Origin of the sequence: Halostella limicola (genome assembly GCF_003675875.1) — an archaeon.
Lineage (GTDB): Archaea > Halobacteriota > Halobacteria > Halobacteriales > Natronoarchaeaceae > Halostella > Halostella limicola.
In genome coordinates, this window is the sequence record NZ_RCDI01000001.1 from 1,212,193 (window position 1) to 1,232,853 (window position 20,661).

The window sequence follows — 20,661 nt, forward strand, 5'->3', positions numbered from 1 at the left end:
CAATGAGCAAGGTCAAACTGTACGCGATAATCTACGTGGCGCTGTTCGTCCTGGCGACCGTGCAGGTGCTGGTGGAGTTCGCCGGGCTGACGTACTGGACGGGCTTCGGCCTGATCATGGTGCTGTCGGCCGTGAAGGCCGTCCTCGTCGCCGGGTACTACCAGCACCTGGTCGACGAGCCGAGGTCGATAACGTACATGATGCTCGCCGCCCTGTTCGTCGCGGTCGTGCTCACCTCGGCCTCGGCGTACTCGATCGTCTGAGCGAAGGGGGCGGCGGGGCCGCCGCCCGCGACCTCACCGCCGCGTCCACGGCCGGTAGTACAGCAGCGCGACGGTCGCGACGAACGCGGCCGTCGCGAGGTCGAGCGAGTGCGCGTACGCCGCGGCGACCCCGGCCGCGCCCGCGAGGCTCCCGGCAAGCGTCGTCAGTATCGGGACGCTGCACCCGGCGCAGGCGACGAGACCGAGCGCCCCCAGCGGCGTGGCGGCGAGCGCGTCGACCGCGGCTGCGTACAGCAGGTACGACAGCGACAGGTACCCCACTACCAGGTACGGGACGAACGTGACGTAGAACGCCGGCGAGACGTAGGCGACGACGGGGCCCCACCCCGGCGAGCGCAGGGCGAACCGGAGCCCGAGCGGCCCCTCCGCGCCGCCGGTCAGGCCGACGAGGCCGCCGAGAGTCGCGAGCGTCGCGGCGTACGCCACGGCGAGGACGAGGGCGACCGCTTCGCGCCGGGGGCCAGCGGGGTCGGGAGTCGTCTTCGCCACTGCCCAGACGGAGACGTTGATCCAGACGAACGGGTACAGCACGTAGCGCAGGGTCGTCGGCTCGCCCGGTCGCACAGTGAAGTGGACGGCGACGAGCAGGACCTCCGCGACCGCGGCGAGCGCGAGCAGGCGCACGTCCCGGCGGGCGACCGCGCGCTCCAGGCGCGGCGCGGTCGCCCCGCTCATCGTCCCTGCGGCCGTCGCGCCCGACGGCCGTCTGCGCGCCCCGTCATCAGCCGGTGACGAGCCGGAAGAGGACGCCGACGATCAGCGCGACGCCGAAGGCAGTGGCGCTCTCCGCGACGGCCAGCGCCGTCGAGTGGCCGCGCTGCCGTCCGAGGAGGTACACCCCGGCGAGCAGGTACAGCACCAGCAGCGCGACGAACAGCGCCGTCATGCCGCCGAGCAGGGTCGGGTCCCCCAGCGCCAGCACCGTCGCGCCGCCGAACCCGACAGCCAGCAGGAGGAAGCCGGCGATCCACGCCGCCAGCTCGCCGCGGAGGGCGGCGACGAGGTGCTCGCCAGGGACGTAGTGCTCGCTCCTCCCGGCCGCCGTCTCCGCCCGAGAGCGGCGTCCCCCGTCCGAGGCCGCGCGCCGCGAACTGACGACCGTCGCGGCGATCACGGCGACGAGGAACAGCCCCGTGATCACCGTACTCGTGGTGAGTGTTACCATAACACTATCATCTTACTCGTCATCGTCCCGCTACATTAAGCGTTCGCCCGTTCGCAGCGCCCCCGACTACTAAGCGCGGGTTCGTCGTAGGAACGTTCCATGGACTCGTCCCACGAGGAGCTACGCGGCGTGACGGTGTCGGGTGACCCGGACGGCCGGCCGATCGTGTTCGTTCACGGGGTGACCCTGACCGGGTCGATGTGGCTCCCGCAGGTGAACAGGCTCCCGGACGACCTGCGACTGATCAGCTTCGACCTACCGGGTCACGGGGCGCGCGCGGACGAGACGTTCCAGTTCGAGCGCGCCGTCGACCTGCTCGACCGGGTCGTCGAGCGCGAGGCGGACGGCGAAGCGGTCGTCGTCGGCCTGTCGCTTGGCGGTTACCTCGCGACGAGCTACGCCGGCCGGTACCCGGACAAGGTCGACGCGCTGATCATCTCGGGCAGCAGCGCGAACCCGACGGGACTGCTCGGCGTCGTCACGCGGGTCGTCAGCGCCGTCTCCCGCGCGGCCGCCGAGAGCAAGCTCGTCCGGAAGGCGTACGCGGGCCTGTGGAAGCGGCTGATCCGTCAGCTCCACATCTCTCCCGAGGAGAAGCGCGCGATCATCGACGACGGGTTCTACTTCGAGCGGTTCGGCGAGGCCGGCCGCGACCTCGCCGGGCGGGACTTCCGCGCGGAATTCAGCGCCTACCCCGGCCCGGCGCTCGTCCTCAACGGGGAGAAGGACCTCCTCTCCCGCCGCAGCGAGGACGAGCACGCGGCGGCCGCGCCGGACACCAGGGTCGAGGTCGTCGCCGACGCCGGCCACACCGCCAACCTCCACCGGCCCGCGGAGTACACCAGGTCCGTCGAGCAGTTCTACCGCGAGGCGTTCCCGGAACCGACGGCGGACGGCGACGATGCCTGAGGACGCGCGCCGCGGCGTCTCACGGCGGGACTGGCTCCGGGCCGGGAGCAGCGTGGTCGGCGGAACGGTGTTTGCTGCGGCCGGGGCGACCAGTCTCGGCGTCGACGAAGGGAGATCACGACGGGGCGACGCCGAAGCGGATCGGACCGATTTCGTCTGGCTCAGCGGGCCACTACGGAACGTGAGAAACCTTCGCGACAACGTCCTCGCCTTCGCCGCTCGCCACGATCTCGCCGTCGTGCTGGTCGTGACGAACCTGGACAACCCGGCTCTCGTTGACGACTTCCTCGACGACGCAGACGCGGCCGCTGAGCGGGGGGTGGATGTCTGGTTGAACGTCGGGATCATGAAAGCGGTGACGTCGAAGGAGTTCGTGAACGACGCTGAGGAGAGAGAGCAACATTTGAATCGACTCGATCGGATCGTCGAACTGTACCACGACCGCTTCGGCGACGGCCGGATCGTCCTCTGGCAGGAGGCGCCCGTCTCCGGCCGCTGGGCCGAGGGCGGTAAGTGGACCGCCGAGTCCGTCGACAACCTGCTGGAGCACGGTCCGGCGGTGTTCGCGGCCCAGCGTCGCGTGATCAAGGACGTCTCCGATGGGATCGACGTGGGAATCTTCGTCCACTTCCCGTACCTCGTTGACTCGAAGAGCCCGGAGACCTACGAGCGACTGACGACCGCTCTCCGCGAGCGCGGAGCGACACCCGACTTCGCGATGGTCGACTTCTACCGCGGGTGGTACGAGAAAGACGTCGGACCGACGGCCGCGAACGACGCCGTCCGGAGCCTGATCGGGAACGCCCGCGAGGGGGTGGACGGGAGGGACGTGTTCTACATGGGCCAGGCCCACACGATCAACCCGAACCACACGCCGAGCAAGACGGCGATGCGGCTGGACCTCCGAACCGCGATGGACGCCGACGCGAGGGGGATCGGCTGGTACTCCCGGAACAATTACAAGAAGACCGAGGTCGGCTTCGACCCGTTCGTCCCGAACGTCGCCGATCCCGACAAGTTCGCCGAGCGCGGGGAGGTCGCCACCTACACAATCGCCCGTGACCGCTACCTGTTCGCCTGGCGCGGCACACTGGGGACGCGACCGGGCTACGGGCCCGGGGACCGCTTCGACCTCTGGCTCCGCACCGACGACGTGGGCTTTCACGACCACCGGCTCTGGCTCCAGACCGCGGAGGGCGACTGGGAGTACGTCGGCGACTTCGGCGGCTACCTCGACGGGGACTACCCCTACGACGGCGGCGCCAGCGCGTCGATCTTCCACGCGCTCGACCGGGAGCGGTTCCTCGACGGCGACCTCGAACTCCGGATTGCGTCGGAGGGCGAGACGACGCTCCGGAACATCGCCGTCCGCCCGTTCGACCCCGGCGCGTACGTGACGGAGCGGGAAGCGGCGTCGCTCGCGGCCGCGTCGCCGCTCGACCGCTTCGGCCTCGCCGACGCCGCGCCGGACGTGGAACTCTCGCCCGGCGAGGAGCGGACGGTGACCGTCCCGGTCGCCGTCGGATCGGCGCTGTCAGACGTCGCGCTCGGCGGCCTCGAACACCGCGAGGCCCGCGCCGCGCTCCCCTCGGCGACCGACGCGGATTACGCCGTGCTCGACCGGTTCGACCTCTGGGCTGTCGGGCCGGAGGCGGGGTCGATCGAGGGCGCGGCGCTCGGCGACCGCGACGCGGGCGCCGCCGCCGAAGCCGTCGCCCGGGGCGACGGGGCGACCGTCTGGTACGGCCTCCCCCGGTCGCTGCTCGACGGCGGCCGGACCCTCGCTCGCGCCGACTTCCGGGGCGGCAGCGCCCAGTCGATCTACGCGATGCCACACGCAGGCCGGGACGCCTTCGTCCCGCCGCACCGGGCGCGCGAACTCGTCGCGGACGACCCCGAGGCCGCGGCGACGTTCAGTCTCGCCTCCGATCGCCGGTAGGTGGTTTCGGCCACGGCGGGAAACCGCCCGACAGCAGTATTAACTCGATTTCGAATTACAGTACACTTTTACCCGTCGCGGTCGGATCAACGCTTGATGCCCGAAATCACGGTGTCCGAACACCTGTACGAGAAACTCGAAGAGGCCGCCCAGGACAGCGACATGGACCAGGCGCTGTGGCAGATGGTGTACCTGCACGAGCGCGGCAACAACCCCGCGCAGTAAGTCGAGTTTTCACTGGTTGGTCGACACGATTTCGACGACGTCGCGGTTCTCTAGTTCTTGGTCCGCGCCGATCTGGCGCTCGGACCGACAGTCGATGGCGTGCAGGAAGCCGTCCCCGATGTCCGAGTGCAGGTGGTAGGCGAAGTCCTCCGCGGTCGACCCCTCCGGGAGGATGAAGCAGTCGCGCAGCACCGTCCCGTCGTCGGTGACGACGCCGTTCGACGACCCGGGGAACACGGCGACGCCGCCCAGCTCGTCGAACAGCGCGGTTTCGAGGGTCCGCTGGACCCCCGTGCCGCCAAACGCGGCGACGTACTCGCGGATCTGCTCCAGTCCCGCCGCCTGTTCGTCGCCGAGGTCGCCGACGACCTCGAACTCGTCGTCGCCCGGCCGGTAGTCGACGGCGCCCTGCTCCGACGCCGTCTTCAGCGCCTTCTCGGCGTGGGCGCTCGTCGGCACGAACGTCAGGTGGTCGTACTCGGGGTCGTTCGCTATCTCCTCGTAGTTGGCCTGCGCCTCGGGCGTGTCCATCTTGTTCGCGGCGATCACCATCGGCTTCGTGCGCTTGCGGATCTCGCGAGCCAGCGCCGCGCGGTCGTCCTCGTCCCACTCGTCCGGGTCAAGCGGCATGTTTAGCCAGAGGATCGTCCGCTTGATCTCGTCTTTGTTCGTCCCGAACGCGCTCATCTGCTCCGCGAGGTCGACCTCGACGTCCGAGTCCTCGCCGTCGTAGCCCGAGCGGTAGCGCTCGATGCCCTTCTCCAGCACGTCGAGGTACCACATGTCGAGTTCGTTCTCCAGGAAGTCGACGTCCTCCCGCGGGTCGTGGTCCTCCGTCGGCTCGCCTTCGAGGTCCGTCTTCCCGGAGAAGTCGACGACGTGGACCAGCACGTCCGCCTCGTTCAGATCCGTGAGGAACTGGTTGCCGAGCCCGTTGCCCTCGTGTGCGCCGGGGATCAGTCCGGCCACGTCGACGAGCTTGACCGGGACGAACCGCGTGCCGTCCTCGCAGTAGCCAGTCTCGGGTGTACAGGTCTCGCCGAACTCCGGAGCCGCGCAGTCGACGCGGACGTACGCCTCGCCGACGCTCGGGTCGATGGTCGTGAACGGGTACGCGCCCTCCGGTACGTCGTTCATCGTCGCCGCGTTGAAGAAGCTCGACTTGCCGACCGATGGCTTCCCCACCAGGCCGATCTTGTAGGTCATTGACTCCTCTGGTCGGTCGCCGCACGAAAGGGTTACCAAAACGAGCGCGCCCTGTCAGTCGGTGACAGCCGGGCCGCGCGAGGCGGTTCGTCGCGCCGGTCGGACGCTCCCGCCCGGGGCTACTCCTCCTCGTCTTCGTCCGCGCTCGTCTCGTCGGACTCGTCCCCGCCGAGGTCGATGCCCGACTCCTCGCCCTCGGGCGCCTCGCCGATGTCCGTCTCGTGCTCGTCGGCGTCCGCGTCGGTCGCCGACTCCCCGGCCGTCGCCTCCTCGTCGGTCAGTTCGTCGCTCGCCTCCATGTCTGTCTGCATGTCCTCGGGCGGTTCCTCGGTGTCCTGCTCGCCGAACTCGACCTCGGTCATGCCCGTCTCGCTGACGCTCTCCGAGACGTCCGTCGACGGGTCGACGGTCTCTTTCCCCGCGTCCGCGGGGAACTCGATGTCGCTCGCGCCGCGTCGGGACCGGCGCTGGAGGAGGCCGACGACGAGGGCGAGCGAGCCCATCGCGAGCCGGCGCTTGCGGCCCCGCTTCGAGCGGAGGCCGCGGACGATCCACAGCACCCCCGTGCTCATGGCGAGGCGCCCGGACCGGAGCTGCTCGCCGATCCGGCCGGGGATCATCCCCTGCGACCCGCTCGCCGCCCCTTCGCCCGCCCGTTCGTTTCCGGTCGCCGTTCCGATGATGTCTTTGAACAGCATGTGCCGAGCGAACTACCACGGCGACGCAGTTAAACGCCGGACCCCGCCAGTCAACTGCGTCGGGATCGTACGCCGCCCATGGACCGACAGCCGGCCTACGAGGTAGCCGTGATCGGCGGGGGACCGGCCGGGCTGACCGCCGCCCTGTACGCCACCCGACTGGGGCACCGGACGGCGCTCATCACCAGGGAGGGCGGCCGCCACGAGCTCGTCGACTCCGTCCACAACCTTATCGGCGTCTCGGAGGAGACGTCCGGCGCCGAACTGGCCGCGGTCGCCGCCGCCCAGCTGGAGGAGTACGGGACGGACTACTACGAGGACTCGGTCACCGCCCTCGGGCGCGCGGACGACGACCGCTTTCGGATCGAGGCGACCCACGCGGACCTGCTCGCCGAGCGGGTCGTGCTGGCGACCGGCTTCTCCGACAACGCCCCGCGGGTCCCCGACCTCCAGCGGTTCACCGGGCACGGCCTGCACTACTGCCTGCACTGCGACGCCTACACGCTCGCGGACGCCCCGGTGTTCGTCCTCGGGCACGACGAGGAGGCAGCCCACGTGGCGATGACGCTGCTCAACTTCACCGGGGAGGTGGACCTGATACTGAACGGGGAGCGACCGACGTGGGGCGACGACACGGCGACGCAGGTCGAGACCCACCCGGTCGAGGTGCTCTCACGGTCCGTCAACTCGGCGTTCGCAGAGAGCGAGAGCACGGAGGCGTGGATCGGCGGGCTGGAGTTCGCCGACGGCACCGAGCGCGAGTACGTCGGCGGGTTCGCCGTCTACGGCCGGGAGTACAACGCTGCGCTCGCCGAGGACCTGGGCTGCGAGCTCAACGACGACGGCTCCGTCGCGGTGGACGAGGACTTCGAGACCAGCGTCGACGGCGTCTACGCGGTCGGCGACGTGACCCACGGGCAGAACCAGACGCCGGTCGCCGTCGGCGACGGCGCGCGGGCGGGCATCGCCGTGCACCACGACCTCCGGCGGTTCCCGCTGTCGGCCGAGGAGTGCGCGGACCGCGACCCGGGCGACCTGAGCGCCCCCGCCGTCGCCGACGACCTGCGGGCGCGGATGCGCCGCCACCGCTCGCGCGACGACTACGCCGGCATGACGCCGGACGGCTCCTGACCGGCGTATACACTCTGGCCTAGCGTCGTCGACCCGTCCATGTCCGAATCGACCAACGAGTGCGGCGGCTGGGGCGGTGCGGAGAGCGGCGGCTCGCGGCGGCGATCAGGCCTCGGCGATCGCTCGCTCGGCGTACCAGACCAGCGAGAAGTCCTGCGGGGAGGGGAGCGCGCACGCGAACCAGGCGACGGCCGCGGTGACGAGGTAGGGGTTCCCGAGAGTGGCGGGGTCCGGGAGGACGCCGGCGGCGACGAGGACGAACGGCGTCGCGAGCGTGAGCGGCATCAGCGCCGAGACCCGGAGCAGCCAGGGGGAGGTGTCCGCGGGGAGGTCCCGCGGCGTCACGGAGGCCCAGGTGCCGAACGCGCCGGCCCGGAGGTAGTCGCTCCCGTCGCTGTCCGGTAGCCACTCCGTGTCGTAGGGGATGCCGGCGAGCGAGAGCACGGCGGCGTGGGCGTACTCGTGGGCGACAGTGCCGACGCCGAGCGTCACGAAGAGGGCGAGCGCGGCACCGAGTAGCTGGAGGACGTCCATCGAAATGCTGCCTTACTGTTCCCATCAGAGTGGCTGTCGCTCTTTAATGTGTCGTTTCCGAGGGTAGGGCGGCTACGGTGTCAACACTCCTCCGGTAAGACCGCCTTATTTCCCGTTGCGCCGATCGCTCCCTCCTTTTCATCGTCGAACGCCGCCGTTCCACCGCGGCGTGTCGTTTCAAGTGCGAGGGACGAGAACGTCCCACTATGTACGACGACGTACTGATGCCGACGGACGGGAGCGAGGGGACGGTGACGGCGCTCGAGCACGCCCGCGAGATCGCGGGCAACCACGACGCGACCCTCCACGTGGTCCACGTCGTCGACCGGCGGGTGTACCTCGCGGCGGGCAAGGACGAGCAGGACGAGGTGCTCGACGGTCTCCAGTCGGACGGCGAGGACGCCATCGACACCGTGGTCGACCGGCTCGGCGGTGACGGGCTCGACGTGGTGACGGAACTCCGGGAGGGCGTCCCGCACCGCGAACTGCTCGACTACGCCGAGGAACACGACATCGACCTGATCGCGATCGGCACCCACGGCCGTTCGAGTCGCGACCAGATCGTCAACATGGGCAGCGTCACCGAGAAGGTCGTCGACAACTCCGAGCGCCCCGTTCTGGTCGTCCACATCGAGGAGAGCTAGGGGATCTCCCTACAGGCATTTCCGCCGGCGGTCCTAAGGTGAGACCCATGCAGTCGATCGCCATCGTCGGGGCCGGCGTCGCCGGACTGGGTGCCGCCTACGCTCTTCGGGACCGGGACGCGACCGTCACGCTGTTCGAGCGCGCGGACCGAGTGGGCGGGCGCTCGGCCACGCGCCGGACCGACGGGTACACGTACGACACCGGCGCGAACTACCTGAAGGACGGCGACGACCGCGTGACCGATCTGGTCACCGGCCCGCTCTCGTCGGGACTCGTCGAGGTCGAGGGCCCGGTCTGGACGTTCGACGCGGACGGCGCGGTGTCGCCCGGCCGCGACGAGGACGAGCGCAAGTGGACCTACGAGGGCGGTATCGCGACGCTCGCGACTCGTCTCCGGGACGCCGCCGACGCCGCCGTCGAGACGGGGACGCCGGTGGAACGGCTCCGGCGGGCCAGCGACGAGTGGGTCGTCGAGACGGCGATGCGCGGCGCTCCCGGGGTGAGCGACGACGGTTCAGCGGCGTTCGACGACGTCGTGCTGACGCCGCCAGCGCCCGAAACGGCCGCCCTGCTCGCCGACGCCGAGTGGGACCATCCCGACCGCGAGCGGATCCGCGAGGCCGCCGCGGCGGTGCCGTACCGCTCCATCCTCTCGGTCGCGCTCCATTACCCCGCCCCGGTCGAGCGCCCGTACTACGCGCTGGTAAACACCGATCGCGAGCACGCGGTCGGGTGGCTCGCCCGCGAGGAGTGCAAGCCCGGACACGTCCCCGACGGCGAGTCCCTCCTGATCGCCCAGATGGCGCCCGACTGGTCCGCCGACCGGTTCGGCGATGACGACGACGCGATCGCCGCCGACGCGGCGCGGCACGCGGCCGCGCTCCTCGACGAGGACCGGCTACGGTCCCCGGACTGGACGGACGTCGCGCGGTGGCGGCGCGCGCTCCCGGACGCGGGCGTCGCCGCGGACGCCGTCGCGGCCGCGCGGGACCACGACCTCTACCTCGCGGGCGACTGGGTCGCGGGCGAGGCCCGCCTGCACGCGGCGCTGTCGAGCGGGCTGAAAACGGGAGAACGCGTCGTCGATTAACCTCGGCGGCGGAGCGCGACGAGCGCCCCGGCCAGCGCGACCACGGCCGCGCCGGCGGTGAACCCGGGGAGGCCGCCGCCGTCGCTCTCGTCAGACTCGGTGTCGTTCGTCGCCGCGGTCGTCGCCGGCGTCTCGTCGCCGCCCTCCTCCACGCCGCGGACGGCCACCGGGTCGGAGGCGAGGTCGTCCGTCTCCGCGGTGATCTCGAACTCGCCGGCCTCGGTGATGGGGACGTTCAGCACGCCGTTGGCGTCGGTCTGCCCGACCTCCTCGCCGTCGCGCAGGACGGTCGCGCCCTCGACGGTCTGGTTGTACTCGTCGGTCACCTCGACGCGAACCGTCTCGCCGACGACGACGCGCTCCTGACCCGCGTCGACCGAGAGCGTCGGCGTCCGCGTCACGTTGTACGTGACCGCGACCGCGTCCTGCTCGTCGATAGAGAGTTCGCGCTCGATGCTCTCGTAATCGGGGTGGTCGACGACGACGGTGTACTCCGTGTTGACGCCGAGGCGGGTCGCCGCCTCGCCGTTCCGCCCGTCGGTCCGGGCCGCCGCGACCTCTTCGCCGTCGTTGCGCACCGAGATCCGGGCGTCGCCGACCGGCCGCGGGTCGTCGAAGAACGCGTCCTGCACGACGAAGTCGACGTTCGCCCGGGCGCTCTCGATCGTGACCGACTTGACGGTCGTACCGTCCGCCTCGAACTCGATCGTCCGCTCCAGGTACCCCTCGCGCTCGACCGTCGCGGTGTACTCGCCGGCCTCGACGGCGACGCTCTCGTAGGTCCCCTCGGCGTTCGTCCGGCCGCGGTCCACGGTGCGGGCGTCGCCCTCTTTCTTCAGCGAGACCCGCGTGCCCTCGACCGCGCCGGTGTCGTCGCTCACGTCGACGACGGCGGTCGCCCGGGGGTACACGGTCACGTCGACCGTCTCGCTCTCGGTCATCTCGCCGACTCGGACGGGGAAGTTCCGAACGTAGTCGTCGTGGGTCACGCGCACGGTGGGGGACGCGTTCCGCGGCACGTCCACCAGAGCGCGACCGTTCGAGAAGGTCGTGGTCCGGTTCTCGCCCGCGTCGTAGGTGACGTTCACTCGCGCGTTCCCGACGGGGTCGCCCTCGTCGTCCGTGACCGCTATCTCCAGCGTCACGAGGTCGGCCGTCGCGTCGGCGGTCGACGCGGGGGCCGCCGGTCCCGCGGCGCCGGCGACCGGGGTCGCGGCGCCGACGGCGCTCGCGACGAGCAGCGCGACGACGGCTACAGTTCTATTCATATTCGCGGTGTTATTTGCTGTTTACTTAAACCTCTCCCATAGCTCGGCGATCCGCGCCGCGGGGACGGCCGTCTCCCCGCTCGCCAAGACGGGCCGCCTTCACAACGCTCTTGTCGGCGTCTCGCCATTGCTCCCCCATGACTGCGACCCGCACGGTCGAGCTCGAGGGCCACATCATCGACTCCGGGATGATGGGCCGCTGTTTCGGCCTCATCATGGACATGGGCGGCTCCTTCGAGGTCGAGCAGTTCGACATCGGCCGGCACAAGCACGCCGAGTCGTACGCGCGCCTCGCCGTCTCGGCGGAGACGGAACACGAGCTGCAGGGCATCCTGCACGAACTGCACCAGAACGGCGCGACGCTGCTCGACCCGTCCGACGCCGACCTCGAACCGGCCCCCGCGGACCAGGTCGTGCCGACCGGCTTCTACTCGACGACCAACCACCCGACGAAAGTCCGTATCGACGGGGAGTGGGTCGAGGTGGACAACATCGAGATGGACTGCGCCGTCGTGGTGGAACGCGGGGCGCAAAGCGCCCCGGAGAACGGGAGCGGTGACGACGAGGAACCGGGAGCGCGCGGCGAGGAGGGCCCGCGCGCCTACACCAAGGTGCTCAACGCCATCGAGGAGGGCGACATGGTCGTCACCGGCGAGGCGGGCATCCGCGTGGAACCGCCGGAGCGCCCGCGCGGCGACGAGGGCGGCGCGTTCGGCTTCATGCAGGGCGGCGTCTCCAGCGAGCGCCCGTCGGAGTCGCTCATCGCGAAGGTCGCCGACGCCGTCGAGGAGACGAAGAAGGAGGGCGGGAACGTGCTCGCGGTCTGCGGCCCGGCGGTCATCCACTCCGGCGCGGCCGACGACCTCGCCCGACTGGTCCGCGAGGGCTACGTCGACGCCATCAGCGCCGGCAACGGCTTCGCCGTCCACGACATCGAGCGCGGCCTCTACGGCACCTCGCTCGGGATGGACGTGGAGACGATGGAGCACCCCCGGAAGGGCCACAAGCACCACATCTACACCATCAGCGAGGTGATCCGTGCGGGCGGCATCGAACCGGCCGTCGAGGACGGCGTCATCACGGAGGGGATCATGTACGAGTGCGTCGAGAACGACGCCCCCTACGTCCTCGCCGGGTCTATCCGCGACGACGGGCCGCTTCCGGACACCATCACCGACGCCGTCGAGGCGCAGAACGCCATCCGCGAGCAGGCCCGCGACGCCGACATGGTGCTGATGCTCGCGACCCTGCTGCACTCGGTCGCGGTCGGCAACTGCCTCCCCTCGACGACACGGGTCGTCTGCGTCGACATCAACCCCTCGACGGTCACCCAGCTGCTCGACCGCGGCAGCGCGCAGGCCATCGGCATGGTGTCGGACATCGGCACGTTCGTCCCGCTGCTCGCGGACAACCTGCTGGACGAGTAAGCGGCCGCAGATAAGCCGCTCGACCAGTAAGTCACCGCGGATAACTCGCCCGACCAGTATCCCTCCCGAGGCGTTGCCCTACGCCTATTACGCTCGCGGGCGGAGTCACACCCGGGTGGGGAGTTATGAGAGAACAGGAGTTCCTAGAGCGACGCACGTACGGACCGGACGAACAGTTCGAGGGCGACGCCGTCACCGAGGAGCACGGCAACATGGGCAACCTCCTGCACGGCGGGCAGGCCCGCCACCATCCCGGCGAAGGCACGCACGAGGGATGGACGGAGAGCGACATGAACCGGCAGGAGGGCGGTCAGCACCGACAGGCCGGCGGCCGCGACCAGAGCGACCGGTCGGGCCAGCAGGGCGGTCGAAGCAGGCGGTACGGCCGCCGGTCGCGCGAACTCTCGGACCGGACACCCGGACAGAGCGGCCGGAGCGGCGGCGAGAGCCGCGGCACGGGGACCCGAAGCGGAGAACCCCAACGCACGGGAGACATCGGCGACACCGCCCGCACCGGCAGCAACGAGGTCGGCGAGTACGCCCGCCGGAGCCGCGACACGCCGCGGCATACGGAAACGAGCGGAACGCCCGGCCTCGGATCCGACGAGGGCGACCAGCGGACGACCCGCCAGCACTCCGGCACGGACGAGGAGGGGCGAACCGATCGCCCGGACTTCGGCGACGTCGGGCCGATGGGCGGCGAGGGCGCGCGCCGCACGGCCCGACAGCAGGGTCACGGCGGCGAGACGCCGGACGAGTACGACGCGACGCGCCGGAGCGGCGACATCCCCGAGACCGGTCGACAGGGGGACGTGACCGAGGACACCCTCGACCGCGGCACGACGAGCCACTCGCACCGGTTCGACGAGTCCGGTAGCGACCGCGCCCAACAGGGCGACGCGTTCGTCAGCGAGGGCTCCCCGTTCACGCATCAGGAGGACTACGGCGAGCAGCACGGCTCACAGCAGTCGGAGAACCGGGGCGGTTCGGCGTCCCAACGCGGCTCGCGGCAGGGCGAGCGCCGCGGCGGTTCGGGCGCGCTCCACGGGTCGGACGACACCGACCGGAGCGGCCACTACGCGCGCCGCGACACCGCGCAGACGGACCGCGGGACGGAGAACCGCTCGACCGACACCGGCGCGACCGAGCGCGGGGGGATGCAGTCGAACCGCCAGCACGGCAACCGCCGGCAGAGCCGCCGCAGCAGCGAGAACGTCCGGGGGAGCCAGCGCGGGAGCGAACACGAGAGCGACCTCGCCGGCGTCCTCGGCGGCCACTTCGGCAGCGACTCGGCGAACGAGCGAACCGAAGGGAGCGGCGAGCAGCGCCACGGCGGCGAGCGCGGCGTGAGCGACCGCGACCACCAGTTCGGCAGCCGTCACGGCCACGGTAGCCGCCGGCGCGAGCGACCGTCCAACCGCGAGACCGAGAACCACTAGATCACACATCGACCGGTACCGGGCCGGTCGAGTGTGTCGTCGCGTTCAGTTACTACTTGAGGCGAGCGGCACGACGGCGACGGGCCGCGTCGCGTCCGCGAGCAGGTCGACGAGCGTTCCGCCGGGCGCGCCGTCGAGGTCCGGGTCGCCCCGGTGCGGGCCGACCACGAGTTCGTCGGCGTCGCGCTCGTCGGCCGCGGCGAGCAGTTCCGCGGCCGCGTCGCCGTCTCGCAACGCCGTTTCGGGGGCCGCGGCGGGCAATCGCACCCGGAAGACGTTCAGCGCCTCCTGCCGGTCGCGTCGCTCCGCGTCGTCGCCCGACTCGACGACCGCGACCGCGACCACCTCGTCTCTGTCGGCCAGTCGCGGCTCCAAATAATCACACGCTGCTGCGCTCGTGTGGACCGAATCGGTCCCGACGAGATACTGCATGCGGGAGGGTGACCGCCGGAGCGGCAAAGCGTTGCCGGCACCGGTGGCCGTCGGGGGTATTATTATGGTAGATGAATCCCTAGCGAAGGAGGATTACATGCACGGTCGACAGTGTCCTCACGCAAGACGCGCCGCGACTCGACCATCGACCCATGGCTAGGGACCGCCGCGTGGCGAAGAGCAAGGCGATACAGCGCCGGACCGGGAAGACCTTCCACTTCGCGACGCGGGTACTCCCCGAGCGTGTGCGGCATCCGACGTACGTGCTGTACGCCTTCTTCCGCATCGCGGACGAGGTCGTCGACGACGCCGAGGGCGTGCCCCCCGAGGAGCAGGCCGCGCGGCTGGAGGAACTCCGCGAGGAGGCGCTCGGCCGCGCCGAGACCGACTCCGACGTGATGGCGGCGTTTCAGGACGTGCGGGAGGAACGCGGCGTGCAGGACGGCGAGATCAACGCCTTCATCGAGGCGATGAAGACCGACATCGACAAGAGCCGCTACGAGACGTTCGATGAGCTCCGCGGGTACATGCGCGGGTCCGCGGCCGCCGTCGGCGCGATGATGACGTCGATCATGGGCACGGAAGACGCCGAGGTCGCACACCCCCACGCCGTCGCGCTCGGGGAGGCGTTCCAGATGACGAACTTCCTCCGGGACGTGCGCGAGGACGTCGTCGACCGCGACCGTATCTACCTGCCGAAATCGACGCTCGACCGTCACGGGGCGACCGTCGAGCAGGTCGAGAACTTGGAGTTCTCGCCCGCGTTCGCCGACGCGATGCGGGCGGAGCTCGACCGCACGGAACGGCTCTACCGCCAGGGGGTCGCCGGGATCCAGTACCTCCCCGAGGACTGCCAGTTCGCCGTGCTCCTGGCGGCCGTGCTGTACGCGGACCACCACCGGCTCATCCGGAAACTGGACTACGACGTGCTCTCCGCGGAGCCGAGCCTCGGCACCGCCCGGAAGGTGTGGCTGGCAGCGCGCACGCGGTGGCACTGGCAGTGGAACCGCGACCCCGTCACCGTGTTCCGCCGCGTCAGCGCGCTGCCGGACGCCGCAGTTGAACGCTACGACACGGAACCGCCGGACCCGCTGCCCGTGCCGTGACCGACGCGGTCACCGTCCCGGCCACCTGCCCGGCGCCCGGACCACGTCGAAGTCGAACTCGTCGGTGCTGAGCAGGCCGCCGAACAGGCCGACCGCGATCAGCACCGGCACCCAGTTCCCGTAGACGGCGTTCACGCCACCCCAGAGGACGACGAAGCTCACCAGGTCGTCGAGCGCGAACTCGCAGGACTGGAGACGCGCGAGCAGCGCGGTCCGGTCGAAGGCGAGATCCAGCGCGACGACCGCCACCGCACCCGAGAGCACCCACCCCGCGTAGTTCGACGCCGGGACGCCGTAGTACGCGCCGCCCGCGCCGTACGACCAGAAGCCGAGCGCGACCGCGCCCGGATCCAGCACGAGGTCGACCGCGAGCACCGTCGCGAGCGTCGCCGGCAGGCGGACGAGGCGTCGCCGCGCTGCGGGGCCGAAAAGGAGCGCGACGAGCAGGTAGCTGTTCATCACCAGCGGCAGGAAGAAGACGGGCAGGCCGACCGGTACCTCGCCGAACAGCATCGGGCCGAGGTCGATCCCGTACTCGAACTCGCCGTAGGGCCACCCCGTGCGGACGCCGACGAACTCGATGCCGTAGGAGTAAGCGGCCAGCGCGAGGATGGCCGCGACCGCGCGGCGGTCGAGGAGGGGGCCGACGCCGACGATGAGCGGCAGGCGCATGACGAGCGTCCCGAACAGGATCAGCGTCGGTTCGAACGCGAGCGGCGGCGGGACGAGCCTCTCGGCGCTCGCCAGCAGCAGGGCCGCGCCGACGGCCGGGAAGACGACGGCGATGGTGAAGCGGTTCTCCCGAACGAGGTCGTCGAGCCGGCGCTGGAGGGCGTCCCTATCCATTGGCGAACCTCCACAGGCCGCCCATCGTCAGGGCCGCGCCGACGACGGCGTTTATCGCGGGGAAGTACCAGTACGCCCGGTCGACCGCCACCTCAGAGAGCGCGACGGCGGCGCAGACGACCGGATACGCGCCGAGCAACGCGCCAGCCCGCCAGTCCAGCGCGGCGAACGCGAGCGCGGCGAGCGTCCAGCAGGCCGCGCAGTACGCGTACGCCCCGCGCTCGCCCAGAACGGTCGCCGTGGTCCGGATGCCGGCCCGACGGTCCGGTTCGATGTCGGGGATGGCGGAGAAGGTGTGCATCGCCATCGACCAGAGCCACCCGCCGGCCACGGCGAGCGCGGCGGGCTGTTCGCCCGCGACGGCGGCGTAGGCGGCCGCGCCCGGCAGGACGTAGAGGCCGTTGGACAGCGAGTCGAGGAACGGGGTCGTCTTGAACCGCAGCGGCGGTGCGCTGTACTCCGTCGCGAGCAGGAGGAACGCGGCGAGCCACGGGAGCGCTTTCGACGGTGCGACCGCGGCGGGGACGGCGATGAGCGCCCCCGAGACGACGACGGCGGCGACGACGAACCCCTCGCCGCCGTAGCGCACCTCCCGCCCCTCCTTCTTCGGGTTCTCAGCGTCGACGTCGGCGTCGAACACGTCGTTCACCCCGTAGAGGAACACGTTCGCGGGCACGAGGAAGTACGCGAACAGAGCGACCCCCGCCGGCGCGAGCAGGTCCGCCGGGTAGCGCGCGCCGAAGGCGACCCCGACCAGAACCGGGCCGGCGAGGTACAGCCAGAAGCGCGGGCGCGAGAGCTTCAGCAGGTAGCGGAGGCGGCCCCGGCTCATCACTCGGCGTCGTCGACGACCATCTCTGCCGTCACGTCACCGCTGATGATGCACATCGGGACGCCGATGCCGGGCGTCGTGTACGACCCCGTGAAGTAGAGGCCGTCGACCTCCTTCGAGCGGTGCGACGGCCGGAACGCGGCCGTCTGGGAGAGGGTGTGGGCCATCCCGAGCGCGGACCCCTCGACGCTGTTGTAGCGCTCGGCGAAGTCCGCGACGGAGAACCGCTCCTCGACGACGATGCGGTCCCGAAGCTCCGCGCCGGTGTGCTCGGCCACGTCGTCCAACACCACGTCGCGGTACTCCTCGCGGATCTCGGGGGTGTCCTCCAGCCCCGGCGCGATCGGCACGAGCACGAACAGCGCGCTGTGGCCCTCCGGCGCGACGCCGTCGTCGGTCTTCGACGGGACGCAGACGTAGTACGCGGGGTCGTCGGGCCACGCGGGGTCCTCGAACACCTGGTCGAAGTGGCCGTGCCAGTCCGTCGGCAGGACGAGCGTGTGGTGGGCCAGCTCGGGGACGTCGCCCTCGACGCCGAGATAGAGGAGGAACGCCGAGGGGGCGTACGTCCGCGACTCCCAGTAGTCGGCGTCGTAGCCGCGCTTCTCCGGCGGCAGGAGCTCCTGCTCGGTGTGAGCGTAGTCGGCGTTGCTGACGACGACGTCGGCGAGGTGCTTCTCGGACTCGGTCTCGACGAGGAAGCCGCCGCGCCGCCCCTTGATCTCGGTGACCGGCCGACCGGTGCGGAAGTCGACGCCGAGTTCCTCGCCCATCTCCACGATGCCGTCGACGACGCTCCCGATGCCGCCGTCGGGATACCAGACGCCGAGGTTGAAGTCGACGTGGCTCATCAGGTTGTACAGCGCCGGGGTGTTCGTCGGCGACCCGCCGAGGAAGACGAGCGTGTACTGCATGATCTGTTGGAGCTTCGGGTGGTCGAAGTACCGCTCGACGTGGTCCTGCATCGTCCCCAGCAGCGAGAGGCCGTCGGCGTGCGTCGCGAGCGAGGGGTCGACGAAATCCCGGAAGCGGCTCCGGTCCTCGTAGACGAAGTGCTCCATCCCCACGTCGTAGGTGTACTCCGCCTCGTCCAGGTACGCCTCCAGCGCCTCGCCCGCGCCCTCCTCGTAGGACTCGAAGATGCGCTTCGACTCCTCCTTGTCCGCGGGGATATCCACCCGGTCGCCGTCCTTGAAGAAGATCCGGTAGTGGGGGTCGAGCCGCTCCAGGTCGTAGTAGTCGCCGGGAGACCGGTCGAAGTGACCGAAGAAGCGCTCGAACACGTCGGGCATGAGGTACCACGACGGCCCCATGTCGAAGGTGAACCCATCGACCTCCAGGCGGCTGGCGCGGCCGCCGATCTGGTCGTTTTTCTCCAGGACGGTGACGTCGGCCCCGGCGTCGGCCAGGTAACAGGCCGTCGACAGGCCACCGAACCCGCTTCCGACCACGACCGCGGACTCGCCCGCGAGCGGTTGCATGGGTGACCCTATGGAGGAGTGATACTAAGTGCTGGCGTCCCGGACCTTTACGCTCGCATCGCTCCTAGCGGGGGTATGGACGGAGACACCGCCGTGGTGACGGGAGCGACCCGCGGCATCGGGCGCGCAGTCGCGCGGGAGTTCGCCGACGCCGGCGCGGACGTGGTGATCGGCGCGCGCGACGCCGACGAGGTGGACGAGACGGTCGACGAGATCGAGGCGGCGGGCGGCTCAGCGTCGGGGGTCAGGACCGACGTGCGCGACGAGTTCGACGTGGAGCGACTGCTGGAGACCGCTGCCCGCTTCGGCGACGCCGGCGTGGACTTCGTCGTCGCGAACGCGGGCGTCTACCACGGTGAACCGGGAGAGACGCCGCTCTCCGGCGAGTCGTACGCGGCGTTCGACGACCACCTCCGCACGAACGCCCGCGGCGTGTTCGCGACGGTGCGCGAGGCGATCCCCCACCTCGCCGAGGACGCGCGAGTGCTCGTGCCCACCGGGTCGGTCGCTCGCGAGGCGAAGCCCGGAACGGGGTCGTACGCCGTCTCGAAGGCCGGCGCGGAGGCGGTCGCGCGGGGGTTCGCGGCCGACCTCGACGTTCCGGTCGGCTGCGTCGACCCCGGCGTCGTGGCGACCCGCCTCTCGGGCGACGGCGGCCGGGACCCAGCGGAGGTCGCGCCGATGTTTCGCTGGGCCGCGACGGAGGCGGACCCCGAGACGCTCGACGGCTCGGTACTTGACCTCCGCGCGTGGCGCTCGGCGACGCGATAACCGTGGATTTATTATTGACGCGCGCCGCGTTTCTGTCGAATGGGTATTAATTCGAACGGGAGAATTATTAACGTTCTCCGCGACAGCTCCGGCGTCGGGCTCACCGCGGTCGCTGTGCTGTGCGCGCTGACGGCGCTCGCGGCGGTCACGGCCGAGCGGAACCCGGAGATGTGGAAGCTGATCGGTATCTCGTGGGTGGCGTTCGCCGCCATGGCCGGCGCGGCTCCGCTCGGCGCGCGCAGCGCCGGCCGGGAGCGCGCGCTGACGCTCGTCTGGGGCTACGGGCTCGCCAGCGGCGCGATGGTGACCAGCGCGGCCGTCTTCCTCCTGCCGCAGGCGTTCGGCCTCGACCCGAAGATCGGCGGGTTCGGCGTCGCCGCCGGCGTCCTCACCGGCTTCGGCGCGCACACGGTCGGCCACCGCTTCACCCACGCCGACCTCGGGTTCGACCACACGGCGCTGGAGCTGTCGGCGCACGCGCTGTCCGCCGGCGCGATCATCGGCATCATCTACGGAAACATGCCGGAACTCGGGCCGCTGCTCGGCCTCGCGATCGTCTCGCACAAGGGGCCGGCCGGCTACGCCGCCGCGCGCCGCCTCGCGAGTGACGACCGGCCCGTCTCCGTCCTCCTGCTCCCGGCGGCGGGCGTCGGTCTGACCGCCATCCCGTCCGCGCTCGTGCAGCTACCGGCAGACCAGACGCTCAACGCCGCCGTCTTCGGCTTCGCCGCCGGCGTGTTCCTCCACGTCGCGCTCGACTTCCTGCCGGAGTGCGAACTCGGCGGTGAGGTGTACGAGGTGGCACAGGTCAGCGACGACGCGCACCACCTGCTCGACCGCCTCCGCCTGCACGCTGTCGGTAGCACGGCGCTCGGCGGCGCCGTCGTCTTCGCGGCGTGGGTGGCGCTGGGCTGAGAACCGCTACTCCTCGTCGCCTTCGAGGTGCTTCCGCGCGAAGTCCGAGAGCGACTCCCACCCGGTCGCGTCGCCGAACTCCTCCAGCGCCTCGCCGAGCTTCTGCTCGGCGTCCAGCGGCCGCTCGTTGGTCGGCCGCACCCGCTGGTTGTCGTGGTCCACCTCGCCCTCGAACGTCGCGTGCTCGTTCCTGTCGTAGTACGCGGGCGTCCCGTCGTCTTTGGTCCCTAAGAACTCGACGCCGCTGACCTGCCGGTTCTCCAGGGTCCACGCGCTGTCTTTCTCGTGCGCTCGCGGAATGTCGCGTCCGGACATAGC

General features: G+C 70.7%; 23 protein-coding genes. 12 read left to right on the forward strand and 11 right to left on the reverse strand.

Translation table 11 applies throughout. The annotated features are described in order from the left end of the window. The first annotated feature begins 2 nt into the window (after window positions 1-2). A complete protein-coding gene (locus D8670_RS07130; RefSeq protein WP_121817368.1) occupies window positions 3-263 on the forward strand; it encodes a cytochrome C oxidase subunit IV family protein in 261 nt (86 codons plus the stop codon). Window positions 264-296: 33 nt separating this feature from the next. Here D8670_RS07130 and D8670_RS07135 read toward each other — a convergent pair whose 3' ends face one another. Together D8670_RS07135 and D8670_RS07140 are read right to left on the reverse strand one after the other, a co-directional pair. Further along, the gene (locus D8670_RS07135; protein ID WP_205254046.1) at window positions 297-959 is read right to left on the reverse strand and encodes a DUF7546 family protein; all 663 of its coding nucleotides are present in this window, start codon (window positions 957-959) and stop codon (window positions 297-299) included. A 46-nt stretch (window positions 960-1,005) separates the two neighbouring features. Continuing rightward, entirely contained in the window at window positions 1,006-1,449 is a 444-nt protein-coding gene (locus D8670_RS07140) for a hypothetical protein (protein WP_121817369.1), read from the reverse strand. Between the two features lie 99 nt (window positions 1,450-1,548). Here D8670_RS07140 and D8670_RS07145 point away from each other — a divergent pair, with 99 nt between their 5' ends. The 3 genes from D8670_RS07145 to D8670_RS07155 all read left to right on the forward strand — a co-directional run bounded on the left by D8670_RS07145 (window position 1,549) and on the right by D8670_RS07155 (window position 4,522). After that, window positions 1,549-2,358 carry an alpha/beta fold hydrolase gene (locus D8670_RS07145; protein WP_121817370.1) on the forward strand — a complete coding sequence of 270 codons (810 nt, stop codon included), beginning with the start codon at window positions 1,549-1,551 and terminating at the stop codon, window positions 2,356-2,358. Continuing rightward, window positions 2,351-4,297, forward strand: a complete 1,947-nt coding sequence (locus D8670_RS07150; protein ID WP_121817371.1) for a hypothetical protein — start codon at window positions 2,351-2,353, stop codon at window positions 4,295-4,297. Before D8670_RS07145 ends, D8670_RS07150 begins: the two co-directional genes overlap by 8 nt. A gap of 96 nt (window positions 4,298-4,393) precedes the next feature. Then, a complete protein-coding gene (locus D8670_RS07155; RefSeq protein ID WP_121817372.1) occupies window positions 4,394-4,522 on the forward strand; it encodes a phosphohydrolase in 129 nt (42 codons plus the stop codon). 9 nt (window positions 4,523-4,531) lie between these two features. On the opposite strand, the gene D8670_RS07160 is transcribed toward D8670_RS07155, so the two are convergent. Both D8670_RS07160 and D8670_RS07165 read right to left on the reverse strand, forming a co-directional pair. Next, window positions 4,532-5,728 (reverse strand): redox-regulated ATPase YchF, encoded by a 1,197-nt coding sequence (locus D8670_RS07160; RefSeq protein ID WP_121817373.1) that lies wholly within the window; start codon window positions 5,726-5,728, stop codon window positions 4,532-4,534. Between the two features lie 119 nt (window positions 5,729-5,847). Further along, window positions 5,848-6,426, reverse strand: coding sequence for a hypothetical protein (locus D8670_RS07165; protein ID WP_121817374.1), 579 nt, complete (start codon window positions 6,424-6,426; stop codon window positions 5,848-5,850). A gap of 78 nt (window positions 6,427-6,504) precedes the next feature. On the opposite strand from D8670_RS07165, the gene D8670_RS07170 reads away from it, so the two are divergent. Next, window positions 6,505-7,557: an NAD(P)/FAD-dependent oxidoreductase gene (locus tag D8670_RS07170; RefSeq protein WP_121817375.1), complete on the forward strand. Its 1,053-nt coding sequence runs from the start codon at window positions 6,505-6,507 to the stop codon at window positions 7,555-7,557. Between the two features lie 105 nt (window positions 7,558-7,662). Here D8670_RS07170 and D8670_RS07175 read toward each other — a convergent pair whose 3' ends face one another. After that, complete coding sequence (locus D8670_RS07175; RefSeq protein WP_121817376.1) at window positions 7,663-8,091, reverse strand: hypothetical protein; 429 nt, start codon at window positions 8,089-8,091, stop codon at window positions 7,663-7,665. Between the two features lie 206 nt (window positions 8,092-8,297). Between D8670_RS07175 and D8670_RS07180 the strand changes: the two genes are divergently transcribed. Both D8670_RS07180 and D8670_RS07185 read left to right on the forward strand, forming a co-directional pair. Continuing rightward, window positions 8,298-8,735: a universal stress protein gene (locus tag D8670_RS07180; RefSeq protein WP_121817377.1), complete on the forward strand. Its 438-nt coding sequence runs from the start codon at window positions 8,298-8,300 to the stop codon at window positions 8,733-8,735. Window positions 8,736-8,782: 47 nt separating this feature from the next. After that, window positions 8,783-9,826 carry an NAD(P)/FAD-dependent oxidoreductase gene (locus D8670_RS07185; protein WP_121817378.1) on the forward strand — a complete coding sequence of 348 codons (1,044 nt, stop codon included), beginning with the start codon at window positions 8,783-8,785 and terminating at the stop codon, window positions 9,824-9,826. Here the strand turns inward: D8670_RS07185 and D8670_RS07190 are convergent. Further along, complete coding sequence (locus tag D8670_RS07190; RefSeq protein WP_121817379.1) at window positions 9,823-11,094, reverse strand: carboxypeptidase regulatory-like domain-containing protein; 1,272 nt, start codon at window positions 11,092-11,094, stop codon at window positions 9,823-9,825. The genes D8670_RS07185 and D8670_RS07190 overlap by 4 nt on opposite strands. Before the next feature lie 137 nt (window positions 11,095-11,231). Here D8670_RS07190 and D8670_RS07195 point away from each other — a divergent pair, with 137 nt between their 5' ends. Both D8670_RS07195 and D8670_RS07200 read left to right on the forward strand, forming a co-directional pair. Beyond that, a complete protein-coding gene (locus D8670_RS07195) occupies window positions 11,232-12,521 on the forward strand; it encodes an ornithine cyclodeaminase family domain (RefSeq protein WP_121817380.1) in 1,290 nt (429 codons plus the stop codon). Between the two features lie 125 nt (window positions 12,522-12,646). Beyond that, on the forward strand, window positions 12,647-13,960 hold the full coding sequence (locus tag D8670_RS07200; protein WP_121817381.1) for a hypothetical protein: 1,314 nt from the start codon (window positions 12,647-12,649) through the stop codon (window positions 13,958-13,960). A 45-nt stretch (window positions 13,961-14,005) separates the two neighbouring features. On the opposite strand, the gene D8670_RS07205 is transcribed toward D8670_RS07200, so the two are convergent. After that, window positions 14,006-14,392, reverse strand: coding sequence for a universal stress protein (locus D8670_RS07205; RefSeq protein WP_121817382.1), 387 nt, complete (start codon window positions 14,390-14,392; stop codon window positions 14,006-14,008). A 152-nt stretch (window positions 14,393-14,544) separates the two neighbouring features. Between D8670_RS07205 and D8670_RS07210 the strand changes: the two genes are divergently transcribed. Continuing rightward, window positions 14,545-15,498: a phytoene/squalene synthase family protein gene (locus D8670_RS07210; RefSeq protein ID WP_121817383.1), complete on the forward strand. Its 954-nt coding sequence runs from the start codon at window positions 14,545-14,547 to the stop codon at window positions 15,496-15,498. Between the two features lie 9 nt (window positions 15,499-15,507). Here D8670_RS07210 and cruF read toward each other — a convergent pair whose 3' ends face one another. Genes cruF through D8670_RS07225 form a run of 3 tightly spaced genes read right to left on the reverse strand, consistent with a single transcriptional unit; the run spans window position 15,508 to window position 18,657 of the window. Continuing rightward, window positions 15,508-16,344, reverse strand: a complete 837-nt coding sequence (gene cruF, locus D8670_RS07215) for a bisanhydrobacterioruberin hydratase (RefSeq protein ID WP_121817384.1) — start codon at window positions 16,342-16,344, stop codon at window positions 15,508-15,510. Further along, window positions 16,337-17,176 carry a prenyltransferase gene (locus D8670_RS07220; RefSeq protein WP_121817385.1) on the reverse strand — a complete coding sequence of 280 codons (840 nt, stop codon included), beginning with the start codon at window positions 17,174-17,176 and terminating at the stop codon, window positions 16,337-16,339. Before D8670_RS07220 ends, cruF begins: the two co-directional genes overlap by 8 nt. Beyond that, window positions 17,176-18,657: a phytoene desaturase family protein gene (locus D8670_RS07225; protein WP_121817386.1), complete on the reverse strand. Its 1,482-nt coding sequence runs from the start codon at window positions 18,655-18,657 to the stop codon at window positions 17,176-17,178. The genes D8670_RS07220 and D8670_RS07225 overlap by 1 nt, the downstream gene beginning before the upstream one ends. 75 nt (window positions 18,658-18,732) lie before the next feature. Between D8670_RS07225 and D8670_RS07230 the strand changes: the two genes are divergently transcribed. Further along, on the forward strand, window positions 18,733-19,428 hold the full coding sequence (locus tag D8670_RS07230; protein ID WP_121817387.1) for an SDR family NAD(P)-dependent oxidoreductase: 696 nt from the start codon (window positions 18,733-18,735) through the stop codon (window positions 19,426-19,428). 39 nt (window positions 19,429-19,467) lie between these two features. Next, the gene (locus tag D8670_RS07235) at window positions 19,468-20,343 is read left to right on the forward strand and encodes a ZIP family metal transporter (protein WP_121817388.1); all 876 of its coding nucleotides are present in this window, start codon (window positions 19,468-19,470) and stop codon (window positions 20,341-20,343) included. Between the two features lie 6 nt (window positions 20,344-20,349). On the opposite strand, the gene D8670_RS07240 is transcribed toward D8670_RS07235, so the two are convergent. After that, window positions 20,350-20,658, reverse strand: coding sequence for a hypothetical protein (locus tag D8670_RS07240; protein ID WP_121817389.1), 309 nt, complete (start codon window positions 20,656-20,658; stop codon window positions 20,350-20,352). Window positions 20,659-20,661: the final 3 nt, after the last annotated feature.